Source organism: Devosia sp. Leaf64 (assembly GCF_001421945.1).
Taxonomy (GTDB): Bacteria; Pseudomonadota; Alphaproteobacteria; order Rhizobiales; family Devosiaceae; genus Devosia.
Window position 1 is genome coordinate 60,255 of record NZ_LMLO01000021.1, and the last position, 13,367, is coordinate 73,621.

Sequence of the window (13,367 nt, forward strand, 5' to 3'; positions counted from 1 at the left end):
GAAGAGATTCCCGCTTGCGCGGGAATGACGCCGTGTAACGCTCGGCGCGACGTGATGGCTGTACGCCTTTCTCTCCCCCAGCGGTTGCCAAGCCAAGGCTCACCCCCTATAGAGCCCGTCCCCGCGCGGTTGCCGCGCTTTTCCCTTTTCTTGGACGGTTTGCGATGGCGCTGAGTTGTGGCCTCGATTTTGGCACTTCCAATTCGACGCTTGGGCGGATTGGGACGGATGGTCAGCCGGATCTGTTGGCGCTGGAGGGCGAGAGCCGGACGATCCCGAGCGTTTTGTTCTTCGGGTTCGAAGACGACAAGCTGCGGTTTGGGCGCGATGCGGTGGCGGAATATGTGAGTGGGGCCGATGGGCGCCTCATGCGCTCGCTCAAGAGCGTGTTGGGGACGACGCTCTTTAACGATACGACGCGGATAAAGGGGCGGCGGCTCGGCTTTGGCGAGATCATCGGCAGCTTTGTCGGGGAATTGAAGCAGCGCGCCGAGGCAAAACTCGGCGATGAACTGACCCAGGTGGTGATGGGCAGGCCGGTGCATTTTGTCGATGACGATCCGGTGGCTGATACGGCAGCGCAGGGGCAGCTCGAGGCGGCAGTGCGAGCACAGGGCTTTGAAGAGATCGCCTTTCAGTTCGAGCCGATTGCGGCGGCGCTCGACTATGAGCGGCAGGTCAATGGCGAGCGGCTGGCGCTGATCGTCGACCTCGGTGGCGGCACCTCGGACTTTTCGGTGGTGCGGGTTTCGCCGGAACGAAGCGGTCTGGCGGATCGCAGCGGCGACATTCTGGCGACGGCGGGCGTCCATATCGGCGGGACCGATTTTGACCGGTTGCTGTCGATGGCCAAGGTGATGCCTGAGCTTGGGCTTGGCAGCGAAACGCGGGACGGCAAGCGCTATCTGCCCGTGGCGCCCTATGTGGAGCTTTCAACCTGGCACCGGATCAACCGGCTGTATGACGCGCAGGCGCAGCGCGATCTGCGCTCGACCATGCGCGAGGCGAAGGACCCTGATCGGGTCGAGACCATGGTGATGCTGGTGGAAGATCGGCTGGGGCACCGGCTGATCGGGCGTGTGGAAGAAGCCAAGATCGATCTGTCGGACCGGGCCGAGACGCTATTTGATTTTCCGGTGCGGGACCGGACGATCGAGACGACGATCACGGCGGCGGAATTGGGCGCTGCACTGGCGGATTCGATCAGCCGGCTGGAAGCGGCAATCGGCGAAACACTGAAGCGTGCGGGGGTTGGGCGCGAGGCGGTGGATAGTTTGATCCTGACGGGTGGCTCGACGCTGGTGCCGGCAGTGGCCGGGCAATTGCAGGGGCTCTTTCCGGACGCCGATGTGGTGCGGACGGATGTGTTGGGGAGCGTGGGGCTTGGCTTAGCGATGGAGGCTAAGCGGGTTTTTGGGTGAGGCGTTTGCGAGCGCCAGAAGGCCCCCTCACCCGGCCCAAGAGGGCCGACAATCCATTCGAGCATAGCTCTCATGGCCTTCTCACTTAAAATCGCTTCACCGGAGCGATTTTCCCTTCGGGTCAATTCGAAGTCCCCCAAGGGAGAGGTGTCGCTCCGCGACATTGGTGATCACCCACCTCTCCCTTAGGGGGGAGAGGTCGACGGCGTAGCCGGCGGGTGAGGGGGCCTTAGGCTCAAGGCGCATCCAATTCCGACCCCGCGCATTCCGAGAGGAAAGGGGGGCTCATGAGTTATATCCGGTTCAAACTGCGCCAGTTATTGCAGCGCATGTGGTTTCTGCCGGCGGCGTTTTCGGCGCTGGCGGTGCTGACCGTCGTCATCGCCTATATCCTGGCGCGCTTTGCGCCGGACGAGCTGCCTTTCGTCATGCCGGCCAATGCCGTGCAGTCGATCCTGCAGATATTGGCATCGAGCCTTCTCACCGTCGCTGTCTTTGCGCTTTCGACCGTCGTCGGGGCGTTGTCGAGTGCCTCGAGCGCGACGACGCCGCGGGCGGTGCCGCTCGTTGCCGGCGATCTGCGGGCGCAGACCTCGATCTCGGTTTTTATCGGGGCATTTCTGTTTTCCATCGTCGGCATTATCGGGCTTTCGGCGGGGCTTTATAGCGAAGCCGGGCGGCTTTTTCTGTTCGTCGTAACGCTCGGCGTGCTCGTCCTTGTCGTGGCGGCACTTATCCGCTGGATCGGTCAGATTTCGGCGATCGGGCGGGTGGGCAATACGATCGATGCAGTGGAAAAAGCGACGCACGATGCGCTCGCCGTGATGGCTGAGCATCCGCTGCTCGATGGGCGCCTATTGGACGGCGAGCCGCAGGGCGAACGGATTACTGCGCTCAAGCCCGGCTATGTGCAGCACTGCGACACGGTCGAACTGCAGCGGCTGGCGGAAGAGCATGACCTGACCTTGGCGGTGCTGGCCCGGCCGGGCGCCTATGCGACGCCGGTGCGGCCCGTGCTCGCGGTCGAAGGGTCTTTTGGCCAAGACGTCGCGGAGGAACTGGCGGCCTGTTTCGTGATCGGCGACACGCGCAGCTATGATTCCGATCCGCGTTTCGGCTTTGTCGTGCTCGGCGAAATCGCCGACAAGGCCATGTCCGCGGGGATCAACGATCCGGGTACGGCGATCGACGTCATCGACACGGTGACCCGGCTGCTGCTCGAATTCGAGGATGAAAAAGAGGACGCCAAGCATGACCGGGTGTTCGTGGCCCGGCTTGATCCTGCCGATGTGCTTGAGGATGTCTTCCGGCCTTTGGCGCGCGACGGGGCGCATATTGTCGAGGTCATGATCCGGCTGATGAAGTGCCTGGAGACGGTGGCGGCGTGCAATCCGAGCTTTGCCGGGGCAGCGCGCGCGCTGGGAGAAGATGCTCTGGAGCGGGCTGAAGGGGCGATGAAATCGCCGCGCGATTCTGCGGCGCTGCGGCGATCTTCAGCCTGGATCGACTAAAAACTTATCCATCTTATCCCCGCGTCACGGTGACCTGCTATTGTTTGGGTATGGTCGAAGAAGTGGGTGAAACGCGGCGTACGGATTGCCAGCCTTTGTTGGGATTGGCGGGTTTGGCGACCGGGATGCAATCAAAACGGCCTTTGATGAAGCGGTTGAAGAACTGGCCTTGGCTGTCGGCTTCGCTGAAGGCCTCATAGAGGTGCTGCGGCACGCCGAAATATTTGTAGCGGCGGAAATCGGGGCCGAACCAGACCGATAGCTCCTGGCTGTCGGATTTGTAGTGCATATGGCGGATGGCGGTGGACATCGGGCTCTTCCGTTGGGGCCACAGAAATGAATCCAGCCCGATTCCACGGCGTTCCGCTTGGGCGGATTCACAATCGAGTCAATGACATGGACGACGCGCGCAAGCCCGATTGGGAGACCATTCGGGAAGAGTATGAAGGCCGGCTGTTTTTGCCGTCGGTGATCTGCCAGCGGCATGGGATTTCCGAGATGCAGTTGCGCTATCGCCGGCAGTTGGAAGGCTGGCTGAGTTCGCGGGCTCGGGTGCCCAAGCATGGCGACATCGTCGCGCGGATGCTCAGGGTTTTGGACAAGCAGGTGAGACAGTTGGAGAAGGCGGTGGACGAACCGATCGACAAACAGGTCAAGGCGCTGAGCGAAACGGTGAAAACGCTCGACACGCTGATCAAGCAGGGGGCGACCAAGCCCGATGTGGAACCGGCGAGCCGCAAGGACATGACGGCCATGCGGGCTAAACTCGTCAAGCAGTTGGAGCAGTTTAACAGACGATAGGGGCGGGGCGTGACCGAGACGGATGTTTGGGACAATGCACCTGTCCAGGGACCGCGCCTGACAGAGAAAGAACAGGTCGAACGGCTTGAAGACGTAGATGTCGAGACGATGCTCTTCAACTGGCAGAAATGGGCCTTTCCCAAGCAACTTCCGCCGGCAGGCGACTGGACGACGTGGCTGCTGATGGGCGGGCGCGGGTCGGGCAAGACACGGGCGGGCGCGGAATGGGTGCGTGCACTGGCGCGGGAGCGGGTGTCGCCGATTGCGCTGGTGGGCGAAACGATGACCGAAGCGCTGAGCATCATGGTGCGCGGCGAAAGCGGCATTATCGCGGTGCACCCCGACGATGAGAGACCGATCCTGCGCGGGGGCAATCGGCTGGTCTGGCCCAATGGGGTCGAGGCGTCGATCATGACGGCATCGGACCCGGAACGGTTTCGCGGACCGCAATTTGCCGCTGCCTGGTGCGACGAGGCGGGAAAATGGCCAAGGGCGGAAGAGGCCTTCGATCAATTGCAGTTCGGGCTGCGACTGGGGGACCGGCCGCGGCAATTGGTGACGACGACGCCGCGGCCGACACGGCTGATCAAGCGGCTGTTGGCCGACCCGCAGACGGTGACGGTGCGGATCACGACGGAGGAAAACAAGGCGCAATTGGCGCCGACGTTTTTGGACGCCGTTGTCGCGCGCTATCGTGGCACGGTTCTGGGACGGCAGGAGCTTGAGGGCGAGCTGATCGAGGATCGACCCGATGCGCTCTGGCAGCGGGGGATTTTCCGCGAGGGCGGGGTGATCGACGGGCGGATCGTCGTGGCGGTCGATCCGCCGGTGACGGGGACGGCGCGCTCGGATGCGTGCGGGATCGTGGTTGTGGGCCGCAGTGGCGAGGGCGCGGTGGTGCTCGAAGACGCGACGCTCAAGGGGGTGGCGCCGCTGACCTGGGCGAGGCGGGCCGTGGCGGCGTATGAGGCGCATCAGGCGGACGCGATAGTCGTTGAGGTGAACCAGGGCGGGGACCTGGTGAAGGGGCTGATTACGCAGGTGAAGGCGACGGTGCCGGTGATCGAGGTGCGGGCGAGCCGGGGCAAGTGGGTGCGGGCGGAGCCGGTGGCGGCGCTTTATGCACGGGGACTCATCGGGCATGTGGAGGGGCTGACGGCGCTTGAGGATGAGCTCTGTGCCTTTGGGCCGGATGGCAAGGCGGATGGACATTCGCCGGACCGGGTGGATGCGCTGGTATGGGCGCTGACGGAGCTTTTGCTCAAGGGACAGGGGCCGAGGGTGCGGGTAATCTAAGGATCAAAAAAATGCCGAACTGGATGGGCCGCCTGTTTGGCGGAGGGAAGAACACGCCTAGCGAAACGAAGAGTTTTGGCGGGCAATCGATGATGACGTTGAGCGCCTTGGGGCCGGCGCAGTGGAGTGGGCGGGGTTATGCGAGCCTCGTCAATCAGGGCTTTATGCGTAATCCGGTGGTTTATCGCTGCGTCCGGCTGATTGCCGAGACGGCGAACCGGGTGCCGCTGGTGGTCAGGGTGGACGGAAAGGCGGTGAGCGAGCATCCGCTGGTGGCGCTGCTACAAAGGCCGAATGGGCGGCAATCGGGCGCGGAGATGCTGGAGGCGGTTTATGCCTATCTGCAGACGGCGGGGAATGCCTATCTGCAGGCCGGGATCGTCGATGGCGGGGTGAAGGCGCTGTTTGTGCTGCGGCCCGATCGGATGCGGGTCTTCTCAGGTGGTGACGGCTGGCCGGTGGGCTATGACTATACGGCCGGTGGGCGCACGGTGGGAGGAACAGTTCCGACGGCTCAAGGAAGAGCTGGAAGAGAATTTTTCGGGCGCCGCCAATGCCGGGCGGCCCATGGTGCTCGATGGTGGGATCGACTGGAAGGCCATCGCCATGAGCCCGCGCGAGATGGATTTCATCGAGGCGCGGCATGCGGCGGCGCGGGACATTGCGCTCGCCTTCGGCGTACCGCCCATGCTGCTTGGGATTCCGGGCGACAATACCTATGCCAATATGGCCGAGGCCAATCGGGCGCTGTGGCGGCAAACCCTGGTGCCGCTGGTGGTGCGGGTGGCGCAGGAACTGAGCCTGTGGCTGGGGCCGGCATTCGACGGCGCGCAGGTCGTGCCGGATTTCGACGAGGTCGAGGCGCTGGCGGAGGATCGCGCGGCGCTTTGGGCGAGGGTTGGGGGCGCGGACTTTTTGAGCGATGCGGAGAAGCGGGAGATGGTTGGTGTCTCGCCCACCTGACTTCGCTGAGGGGGACACATCATGGACGATCTGACGAAAACCATCGTCGAGCGCGGGGATCTTGCGCATCTGGCGCTGTTTTTGTGGGCGACGGGGGCGAGTTCGCTCTTGGTTTGGGCGCTGCGGGAGATGGCGGCGGGGAATAAGCGGTTCAATGATTTCGTGAGCGAGATTGCGAGCCTCAATAGGCTCTTTCGCAGGGGGGACGAGTAATGGCGGAAAAGCAGGGGCGAGAGGCGGCGGTGCAGACGTTTCGGCAATTTGCCTGGAACCTGGCGGGGACGCTGGCGGATAAGGGGAAGCCGATGGCGAAACCGTCGGGGCGATCTGCCGCTCGGCCGCAGGGGCGGGCTGGGAGCAAGCGCTGATGGCGGGGCCAATTCCTGTCGATGCCGATGGACGCTTTGCGGGATATGCGAGCGTGTTCGACCGGCTCGATAGCGGCGGCGATATTGTCTTGCCGGGGGCATTTGCCAAAAGCCTCAGGAGCCGCGCAGGGCGCATTCGGCTATTGTTTCAGCACGATCCCAAGGAGCCGGTGGGCTTTTGGGAGGAGCTTCGCGAGGATTCTCACGGGCTTTTTGCGCGTGGGCGGCTCGTGCCCGGCGTGCCGCGGGCGGATGCCCTCAAACGCCTGATCGAGGCCGAGGCGCTCGATGGGCTTTCCATCGGCTTTCGCACCGTGAAAGCCAGCCGGCAGGCGGGGAACCGGCTGCTGCACGAGATCGATCTTTATGAAATTTCGATCGTGACCTTTCCGATGATGGAGGCGGCGCGGATCGCTGTTCCCATTTCGGCCGGCGCCGCCATTGCGGCCGCCACGAGAACTATCCGTAACCGATAGAAGGATGCCGACATGGATCGGATTGACGACGGACTTGAAACCAAGGCCGGCGCGGGGACTGACGTTGCCGCGCTGTTTGGCGAATTTTCCTCTGCTTTCGAGGAGTTCAAGCGCACCAATGACCAGCGCCTGAAGGAAATTGAAAAGCGCGGCACGGCCGACGGGCTGCTGGAAGGCAAGCTCGAAAAGCTCAATGCCGTGCTCGACGGGCAGAAAGCGGCGCTCGATCGCGCGACGGCGGAGCGTGGCCGCCCGGCGCTCGAGGGCAAGGGCGCGGTGCCCAATGGCGAATATAAGGAAGCCTTTTCGGCCTATGTGAAGCGCGGCGAGGAAAAGGCGCTGCAGGTCGGCGTCGGCGCCGATGGCGGCTATGTGGTGCCGAGCGAGGTCGAGGTGGAAATCACCCGGCTGATGACGGGCATTTCACCGATCCGCGCTATCGCAGGCGTGCGCCAGGTTTCGGCCTCGATCTATAAGCGCCCGATCACGGTGACCGGACCGCAGACGGGCTGGGTGGGCGAGGCGGCGAGCCGACCGACGACGTCGAGCCAGACGCTGGCGGAACTGACCTATCCGACGACCGAACTCTACGCCATGCCGGCGGCGACTACGGCTTTCCTCGACGATGCCGCGGTCGATGTCGGCCAGTGGATTGCCGACGAGGTGAACGCGGCTTTTGCGGCGCAGGAAACGACGGCTTTTGTGACCGGCAATGGCGTCAACAAGCCGACGGGGTTCCTCGCGGCGACGACGGTGGCGGAGACGAGCTGGAGCTGGGGTAATCTCGGCTATGTCGCGACGGGTGCGGCGGGTGCGCTGCCGACGAGCAATGCCAGCGATGTGCTGATCGATCTCGTCTATGCGCTCAAGGCCGGCTATCGCCAGAACGCGACCTGGGTGATGAACCGCAAGACGCAGGGGTCGCTGCGCAAGCTCAAGGATGCGGACGGCAATTATCTCTGGCAGCCGGCGGCGGCTGCGGATGGCCGTGCCAGCTTCATGGGCTTTCCGCTGGTGGAGGCGGAGGACATGCCGAACGTGGGGGCGAATTCGCTTTCGGTGGCCTTTGGTGACTTCCGGCGCGGGTATTTGATTGTGGATCGCCAGGGGGTGAACGTCTTGCGTGATCCTTATTCGAGCAAGCCTTATGTGCTGTTTTATACGACGAAGCGGGTTGGGGGCGGGATCGCGGATTATGACGCGATCAAGCTGCTCAAGTTTGGTGTCAGCTGACCCCCGCCTAGCCCCCCCCTGGTGGGGGGAGGGACCTATCGAGTTAGAGATAACGGCGGAGAGCCACCGCAGCACCCCTCCCCCTATCAGGGGGAGGAAGGGTGGGGTGCCGCGGCGTTCCCAAACAAGGATTAAAAATATGACGTCCTATCTCCTGGCGGGGCCCGCTGAGGAGCCGGTTTCGCTTGTCGAGGCGAAGGGGTTTCTGAAAGTCGAGGATGGTGCGGAAGACGGGCTGATCACGACACTGATCGGGGCGGCGCGGCTGCATGTGGAGGGCATCACTGGCAAGGCGCTGTTGGCGCAGAGTTGGCGGGTGGTGCTCGACGATTGGCCGGAGAATGGTGTCGTCAAGCTGCCGGTGGCGCCGCTTATTGCGGTGACCGAGATTTTGGCGACCGATGGCAATGGTGCGAGCCATGAATTGCCGCTCGATCAGTTTCGGTCCGAGCCCGATCGCTTGATGGTACCGCGCGTCGTGGTTGGCATGCCGGCGCTGCAGGAGCGGCAGGGGATCGAAATCGATTATGTCGCGGGGTTTGGAACCGAACCGGACGAGGTGCCGGCGGATCTCAAACAGGCGATGCTGGGGCTGATCGCGCATTGGCATGAGCATCGCGATGCCGTCATCGTGGCGGGTTCGGGGGCGGTGGTCCCCACGGGGTTTGACCGGCTGGTGGCGGCGCATAAGCGGGTGCGTCTGTGAGTGAGGCGGTGCCGCCGATCGGGACGCTGACCGATCGGGTGCAGCTCAGGCGGCGCGAAAGCGTGGCGGAGCCGGAAGGCGGGCATGCGCGGATATTCGTGCCGTTGGGCAATGCCTGGGCGCGGGTGCGCAGTCTTTCCGGGCGTCAGGGCAGCAATGCCGATGGGCGCATGGTGGCGATTTCGCATGCGGTGGTTTTGCGGTTTCGGCCTGATCTCGGGCCGGGGGACCGGATCATCTATCGCGGGCGCAATCTCGATGTGGTCAGCGCGGCGGATCTTAATGGGCGACGAGCCTATTTGAGCTGTTCGTGCAGCGAAACGCAGGTGACGGGATGAGCCATCCGATCGTTTTGCTGCAGGGGGCGCTGGTGGCGGCGCTTGAGGCGGATGCTGCGCTGACCGCCCTGATTGGGGCGGGCGGGGTGTTCGATGCACCGCCGCAGAATAGGCCAGCGCCTTATGTGGTGATCGACCGGCACGATACGCGCCAGGCCGATGGCGACGGGACGCCGGGGCAGGAGCATCGGGTGATGGTGCATTGCTGGGCCGATCGGGCGAGCCGGAAGGCGGCGTTGGCGATTGCCGAGCGGGTGATGGCGGCGCGGGTTGGGCTGGCGCCGGTGGGGTTGGCCGTGACGCTGGCCGAGCATGTGCGGACCGAGACGGTGATCGATACGGCGACAGGACAGGCGCGGGCGGCGGTTTTGCTGCGGTTTTTGAGCGAGTGACGGCATCCCCCTCACCGACCTCCGCTTCGCTTCGGCCACCTCTCCTCGAGGGGGCGAGGAATAAGAGGTGAACGCCGGTCTGTTCTTCTCCCTCTCGGGAGAAGGTGGCACGGAAGCGCCGGATGAGGGGGACTTTGGTGGGAGACACAAGATGGCAGCGCAGAGCGGCAAGGATATGCTTTTAAAGCTCGACCAGACGGGGTCGGGAAGTTTTCTGACGGTGGCGGGGCTGCGGACGCGGAGCCTGGCGTTCAATGCGGCGAGTGTCGATACGACGGACCAGGAAAGCGCGGGGCGCTGGCGGGAATTGCTGGCGGGCGGCGGGGTCAAGCGGGCTTCGGTTTCGGGGGCCGGGGTGTTCAAGGACCAGGCTTCGGATGGGCTCATCCGGAGCCTTTTCTTTGGCGGCACGATCCGGAATTGGCAGCTTATTCTGCCGCATTTTGGGACGGTGCAGGGGCCGTTCCAGATCGTGGCGCTGGAATTTTCGGCTGACCATGCGGGGGAAGTGACGTTCGACCTGGCGCTAGAAAGTGCCGGGGAAGTGACGTTCGTGGCGGCTTAGGGAAGGCCCCCTCACCCCAACCGAATTCGCAGACGCGAATTCGGTGAACCCAAGAGGGTCGACCTCTCCCCCCGAGGGTGAGGTGTCGCTGCGCGACGTTTTTCTGAGGAGACAAAATGCCAAACATTCATCGAGGAGAAATCGCTGCCGAGATCGGTGGCGAGACGCGGACGCTTTGCCTGACGCTGGGGGCGCTGGCGGAGTTGGAGGCGCGGCTGGGTGCGGGGGATCTCGCGGGACTGGCCGAGCGGTTTGCCGGCGGGAAAATTTCGGCGCGGGATTTGACGGCGATTATTGGGGCAGGGTTGCGCGGGGGTGGCAATGCCATTTCCGATGATGACCTGGCGCAGATGAGTGTCGAGGGCGGGTTGCGCGGGGCGGCTGATATTGCCGTGCGCTTGCTGCAGGCGACGTTTGGGGAAGCGGCATGAGGCCGTTTCCCTGGAAGGACACCATGCAGTTTGGTTTAGGCGTATTGCGTCTGCCGCCCGAGGTTTTTTGGAAAATGAGCCCGCGTGAACTGGCGGCAGCCTGGGGCGCAGTGGTGGGCGAGCGGGCGGGGTCGATGGACCGGCCGGGGCTCGAAGCGCTGATGGAGCGCTTCCCAGATGGCAGATAATCTCTTCGACGAGGATTTCAGGAACGAGCTCGGCGATGTGTCCGTCGAGATCAAGCGCATTCATTCGCTGGCGGATGGGGTGGCGCGGTCGATCTCCTCCGGCTTTCGCAGTGCGCTCCTCGATGGGAAATCGCTGGAGTCAGTGATTGTCGGCGTCGGCAGGGCTTTTGCCGACATGGCGCTGAAAGCGGCGTTCAAGCCGCTGGAAACGCTCGCGGGCAATGCGCTGGAGGGGCTGTTTGTGGGCCTTAATCCAGCGATCATTCCACACGCGAAGGGCGGGGTGATTGCGGCGCCGACCTATTTTCCGATGGGTGGGGCCATCGGGCTGGCGGGCGAGGCGGGGCCGGAGGCGATCATGCCATTGGCGCGCGGGCCGGATGGTCGGCTCGGCGTCGCAGGCGGCGGTGGCGGGGTCAATGTGACGTTCAATGTGACGGCGAGCGATGCCCGAAGCTTTGCGGCGAGCGAGGCGGAGGTGAGCGCGATGCTGTTGAGGGCCGTCAGGCGGGGGTCGAGGGGAAGCTGAGCTTCTTCCTTCTCCCCTTGCGGGAGAAGGTGCCCCGAAGGGGGCACCGAATGCGCAGCTGCGAATTGCGGTTGGGATGAGGGATATTTCTCAGCGCTATCAGTGCGCTCCTTTGCGGAGGAGAGAACCCCTCACTCTGGATTTTTGCTGAACGCAAAATTCCTGTCCCTCTCCCGCAAGGGGCGAGGGGAGGACCGAGACTGGGGAAGCAAAAGAATGGCATTTCATCATGTGCGGTTTCCGCTCGACATTGCGCTGGGGGCGCGGGGTGGGCCGGAGCGGAAGACGGATGTCGTCACCCTCGCGGGCGGAGGCGAGCAGCGCAATGGCCGGTGGGCGCATTCGCAGCGGAAGTACAATGCCGGTTATGGGGTGAAATCGCGGGCGGATATGCAGGCGGTGCTGGCGTTTTTCGAGGAAAGACGCGGGCGGTTGCATGGGTTTTTGTGGCGCGACGGGATGGATCACTCATCGGGTGGCGGGGTGCCGATGCCAGGAGATCAGGCGATCGGGACCGGCGATGGCGCGACGAAGAGTTTTCAGCTGATGAAAACCTATGGGGCGAGCTTTGCGCCCTATCAGCGGCCAATCCGGAAGCCGGTTTCGGGCTCGGTGCGCGTGGCGGTGGCGGGTGTCGAGGCGATGAGTGGCTGGAGCGTTGACGTGACGACGGGGATTGTCAGCTTTGCCGTGGCGCCGAGTGCGGGAGCGGCGGTGACGGCGGGGTTTTTGTTCGATGTGCCGGTGCGCTTCGATACCGATCGGCTCGATGTCGAATGGTCGGGGTTCGATGCGGCCGAGGCGCCAAACATCCCGCTGGTGGAGATCTTGCCATGAAGACGGTGAGCGCGGGTTTGGCAGCCCATCTGGCGCAGGGCGAGACAACGCTGGCGACCTGTTGGCGGGTGTTGCGATCCGATGGGGTCGTGCTCGGATTTACCGATCACGACCTGGAGCTGGTGGTCGAGGGGACGGCGTGCCGGCCGATGCATGGGCTTGAGGGCGGCGAGGTGCCGGTGCGGCTCGGGGCGCAGGTGGAGACGGGCGAGGTGCTGGGCATTCTCGATGATGCCGCCATTGCCGAGGACGATATCTTGCTCGGGCGCTACGATGGCGCGCGGGTAGAGACCTGGCGGGTGAACTGGCAGGCGCCGGAGGAGCGACTGCTGCTGCGGGTCGATACGATCGGCGAGATCGTGCGTGAAGATGGGATTTTTCGTGCGGAACTGCGCTCAGCGGAAGCAGCGCTGAATAAGACCGGCGGCCGGCTCTATCAGGGGCTGTGCGATGCGGTGGTGGGGGATGCGCGGTGTGGTGTCGATCTCGGTGCACCGGGGCGCTGGGCGGTGGCGACAGTGGTCGCGGTCATTGATGCGTTTCGGGTGGAGGTCAGTGGGCTCGGCGGTTTTGCCGAGGATTGGTTTGCCTTTGGCATGGGGCATTGGGCTTCGGGGAAGAAGAGCGGGCTGGCGGACGCGGTTTTGACGCATCGCAAGAGTGGCGCTGGCGATCTCATCGGATTTGGGCAGCGGGTGGGCGATTGGGTGCTGCCGGGCGACACGCTGAAGGTCACGGCAGGGTGTGACCGGCGCTTTGCCACGTGCCGGGACAAATTCGGCAATGGCGCGGGGTTTCGCGGCTTTCCGCATGTGCCGGGCAATGACTTCGTGCTGCGCTATCCGCGCGAGGGCGACGCGCTCGATGGGCGGGCGGTGGTGCGATGACCGGGGATGCGGTGGTTGCGGCGGCGCGGGCCTGGCTCGGCACGCCCTATCGGCATCGGACTTCGACACAGGGCGCGGGGTGCGATTGCCTAGGGCTGCTGCGCGGGGTCTGGCGGGCGCTTTATGGCGAGGAGCCCGTGACGGTTCCCGCCTATCGAGCGAGTGTGCGAGATCCGGAGCATGCTGGGGCGCTGCGGGAAGCGGCGGAGCGGTTTTTGCTGCCGGCGGAGGGGGCGGTTGAGGCGGGACAGGTGGTGCTGTTTCGGCTCAATGGGCTCGACGAGGCGCGGCATTGCGGGATTTTGGTTGGAGCCGATCGGTTCATCCATGCGCAGGAAAAGCTCGGCGTAGTCGAGGCGAATTTGACGCCGGGCTGGGTGAAGCGGGTGAGCGGTAGGTTCGTGTTTCCGTAGCGACCACATCTC

The 13,367-nt window shown here is 64.1% G+C and carries 19 protein-coding genes and 1 pseudogene; 19 read left to right on the top strand and 1 reads right to left on the bottom strand.

The window, feature by feature from the left end; all coding sequences use genetic code 11:
* The first annotated feature begins 164 nt into the window (after positions 1 to 164).
* Positions 165 to 1,421, top strand: a complete 1,257-nt coding sequence (locus ASE94_RS13280) for an Hsp70 family protein (RefSeq protein ID WP_062630814.1) — start codon at positions 165 to 167, stop codon at positions 1,419 to 1,421.
* 287 nt (positions 1,422 to 1,708) lie between these two features.
* Positions 1,709 to 2,932, top strand: a complete 1,224-nt coding sequence (locus ASE94_RS13285; RefSeq protein WP_062630815.1) for a DUF2254 domain-containing protein — start codon at positions 1,709 to 1,711, stop codon at positions 2,930 to 2,932.
* A gap of 37 nt (positions 2,933 to 2,969) precedes the next feature.
* On the opposite strand, the gene ASE94_RS13290 is transcribed toward ASE94_RS13285, so the two are convergent.
* Entirely contained in the window at positions 2,970 to 3,242 is a 273-nt protein-coding gene (locus ASE94_RS13290) for a KTSC domain-containing protein (protein WP_061907969.1), read from the bottom strand.
* A gap of 86 nt (positions 3,243 to 3,328) precedes the next feature.
* Between ASE94_RS13290 and ASE94_RS13295 the strand changes: the two genes are divergently transcribed.
* The 17 genes and pseudogenes from ASE94_RS13295 to ASE94_RS13370 all read left to right on the top strand — a co-directional run bounded on the left by ASE94_RS13295 (position 3,329) and on the right by ASE94_RS13370 (position 13,355).
* Entirely contained in the window at positions 3,329 to 3,733 is a 405-nt protein-coding gene (locus ASE94_RS13295; protein WP_062630816.1) for a hypothetical protein, read from the top strand.
* 9 nt (positions 3,734 to 3,742) lie between these two features.
* Positions 3,743 to 5,029, top strand: a complete 1,287-nt coding sequence (locus ASE94_RS13300; protein WP_244484040.1) for a terminase family protein — start codon at positions 3,743 to 3,745, stop codon at positions 5,027 to 5,029.
* 164 nt (positions 5,030 to 5,193) lie between these two features.
* A pseudogene (locus ASE94_RS21510) lies at positions 5,194 to 5,460 on the top strand (phage portal protein); the annotation flags it as partial.
* A gap of 34 nt (positions 5,461 to 5,494) precedes the next feature.
* The gene (locus tag ASE94_RS21515) at positions 5,495 to 5,992 is read left to right on the top strand and encodes a phage portal protein (protein ID WP_244484041.1); all 498 of its coding nucleotides are present in this window, start codon (positions 5,495 to 5,497) and stop codon (positions 5,990 to 5,992) included.
* Positions 5,993 to 6,013: 21 nt separating this feature from the next.
* A complete protein-coding gene (locus ASE94_RS13310) occupies positions 6,014 to 6,205 on the top strand; it encodes a hypothetical protein (protein ID WP_062630818.1) in 192 nt (63 codons plus the stop codon).
* Positions 6,206 to 6,359: 154 nt separating this feature from the next.
* Positions 6,360 to 6,836: an HK97 family phage prohead protease gene (locus ASE94_RS13315; protein ID WP_061907973.1), complete on the top strand. Its 477-nt coding sequence runs from the start codon at positions 6,360 to 6,362 to the stop codon at positions 6,834 to 6,836.
* Positions 6,837 to 6,848: 12 nt separating this feature from the next.
* Positions 6,849 to 8,069: a phage major capsid protein gene (locus tag ASE94_RS13320; protein WP_062630820.1), complete on the top strand. Its 1,221-nt coding sequence runs from the start codon at positions 6,849 to 6,851 to the stop codon at positions 8,067 to 8,069.
* Between the two features lie 139 nt (positions 8,070 to 8,208).
* Entirely contained in the window at positions 8,209 to 8,775 is a 567-nt protein-coding gene (locus ASE94_RS13325) for a phage head-tail connector protein (protein WP_062630821.1), read from the top strand.
* A complete protein-coding gene (locus ASE94_RS13330; RefSeq protein ID WP_062630822.1) occupies positions 8,772 to 9,113 on the top strand; it encodes a phage head closure protein in 342 nt (113 codons plus the stop codon). Before ASE94_RS13325 ends, ASE94_RS13330 begins: the two co-directional genes overlap by 4 nt.
* A complete protein-coding gene (locus ASE94_RS13335) occupies positions 9,110 to 9,505 on the top strand; it encodes a DUF3168 domain-containing protein (RefSeq protein WP_062630823.1) in 396 nt (131 codons plus the stop codon). The genes ASE94_RS13330 and ASE94_RS13335 overlap by 4 nt, the downstream gene beginning before the upstream one ends.
* A 151-nt stretch (positions 9,506 to 9,656) precedes the next feature.
* Entirely contained in the window at positions 9,657 to 10,070 is a 414-nt protein-coding gene (locus tag ASE94_RS13340; protein ID WP_062630824.1) for a phage major tail protein, TP901-1 family, read from the top strand.
* A gap of 116 nt (positions 10,071 to 10,186) precedes the next feature.
* Positions 10,187 to 10,501 (top strand): gene transfer agent family protein, encoded by a 315-nt coding sequence (locus tag ASE94_RS13345; protein WP_062630825.1) that lies wholly within the window; start codon positions 10,187 to 10,189, stop codon positions 10,499 to 10,501.
* The gene (locus ASE94_RS13350; RefSeq protein WP_062630826.1) at positions 10,498 to 10,689 is read left to right on the top strand and encodes a rcc01693 family protein; all 192 of its coding nucleotides are present in this window, start codon (positions 10,498 to 10,500) and stop codon (positions 10,687 to 10,689) included. The genes ASE94_RS13345 and ASE94_RS13350 overlap by 4 nt, the downstream gene beginning before the upstream one ends.
* Complete coding sequence (locus tag ASE94_RS13355) at positions 10,679 to 11,218, top strand: phage tail tape measure protein (protein WP_062630827.1); 540 nt, start codon at positions 10,679 to 10,681, stop codon at positions 11,216 to 11,218. The genes ASE94_RS13350 and ASE94_RS13355 overlap by 11 nt, the downstream gene beginning before the upstream one ends.
* Before the next feature lie 216 nt (positions 11,219 to 11,434).
* Entirely contained in the window at positions 11,435 to 12,055 is a 621-nt protein-coding gene (locus ASE94_RS13360; RefSeq protein WP_062630828.1) for a DUF2460 domain-containing protein, read from the top strand.
* Positions 12,052 to 12,942: a DUF2163 domain-containing protein gene (locus ASE94_RS13365; RefSeq protein WP_062630829.1), complete on the top strand. Its 891-nt coding sequence runs from the start codon at positions 12,052 to 12,054 to the stop codon at positions 12,940 to 12,942. The genes ASE94_RS13360 and ASE94_RS13365 overlap by 4 nt, the downstream gene beginning before the upstream one ends.
* On the top strand, positions 12,939 to 13,355 hold the full coding sequence (locus tag ASE94_RS13370) for an NlpC/P60 family protein (protein ID WP_062630830.1): 417 nt from the start codon (positions 12,939 to 12,941) through the stop codon (positions 13,353 to 13,355). Before ASE94_RS13365 ends, ASE94_RS13370 begins: the two co-directional genes overlap by 4 nt.
* Positions 13,356 to 13,367: the final 12 nt, after the last annotated feature.

What these genes read in the sequence shown, in the direction of transcription:
- ASE94_RS13280 (WP_062630814.1), top strand. Translation starts at nt 165, where the DNA reads ATGGCGCTGAGTTGTGGCCTCGATTTTGGCACTTCCAATTCGACGCTT.
- ASE94_RS13285 (WP_062630815.1), top strand. Translation starts at nt 1,709, where the DNA reads ATGAGTTATATCCGGTTCAAACTGCGCCAGTTATTGCAGCGCATGTGG.
- ASE94_RS13290 (WP_061907969.1), bottom strand. Translation starts at nt 3,242, where the DNA reads ATGTCCACCGCCATCCGCCATATGCACTACAAATCCGACAGCCAGGAG.
- ASE94_RS13295 (WP_062630816.1), top strand. Translation starts at nt 3,329, where the DNA reads ATGGACGACGCGCGCAAGCCCGATTGGGAGACCATTCGGGAAGAGTAT.
- ASE94_RS21515 (WP_244484041.1), top strand. Translation starts at nt 5,495, where the DNA reads ATGACTATACGGCCGGTGGGCGCACGGTGGGAGGAACAGTTCCGACGG.
- ASE94_RS13310 (WP_062630818.1), top strand. Translation starts at nt 6,014, where the DNA reads ATGGACGATCTGACGAAAACCATCGTCGAGCGCGGGGATCTTGCGCAT.
- ASE94_RS13315 (WP_061907973.1), top strand. Translation starts at nt 6,360, where the DNA reads ATGGCGGGGCCAATTCCTGTCGATGCCGATGGACGCTTTGCGGGATAT.
- ASE94_RS13320 (WP_062630820.1), top strand. Translation starts at nt 6,849, where the DNA reads ATGGATCGGATTGACGACGGACTTGAAACCAAGGCCGGCGCGGGGACT.
- ASE94_RS13325 (WP_062630821.1), top strand. Translation starts at nt 8,209, where the DNA reads ATGACGTCCTATCTCCTGGCGGGGCCCGCTGAGGAGCCGGTTTCGCTT.
- ASE94_RS13335 (WP_062630823.1), top strand. Translation starts at nt 9,110, where the DNA reads ATGAGCCATCCGATCGTTTTGCTGCAGGGGGCGCTGGTGGCGGCGCTT.
- ASE94_RS13340 (WP_062630824.1), top strand. Translation starts at nt 9,657, where the DNA reads ATGGCAGCGCAGAGCGGCAAGGATATGCTTTTAAAGCTCGACCAGACG.
- ASE94_RS13345 (WP_062630825.1), top strand. Translation starts at nt 10,187, where the DNA reads ATGCCAAACATTCATCGAGGAGAAATCGCTGCCGAGATCGGTGGCGAG.
- ASE94_RS13350 (WP_062630826.1), top strand. Translation starts at nt 10,498, where the DNA reads ATGAGGCCGTTTCCCTGGAAGGACACCATGCAGTTTGGTTTAGGCGTA.
- ASE94_RS13355 (WP_062630827.1), top strand. Translation starts at nt 10,679, where the DNA reads ATGGCAGATAATCTCTTCGACGAGGATTTCAGGAACGAGCTCGGCGAT.
- ASE94_RS13360 (WP_062630828.1), top strand. Translation starts at nt 11,435, where the DNA reads ATGGCATTTCATCATGTGCGGTTTCCGCTCGACATTGCGCTGGGGGCG.
- ASE94_RS13365 (WP_062630829.1), top strand. Translation starts at nt 12,052, where the DNA reads ATGAAGACGGTGAGCGCGGGTTTGGCAGCCCATCTGGCGCAGGGCGAG.
- ASE94_RS13370 (WP_062630830.1), top strand. Translation starts at nt 12,939, where the DNA reads ATGACCGGGGATGCGGTGGTTGCGGCGGCGCGGGCCTGGCTCGGCACG.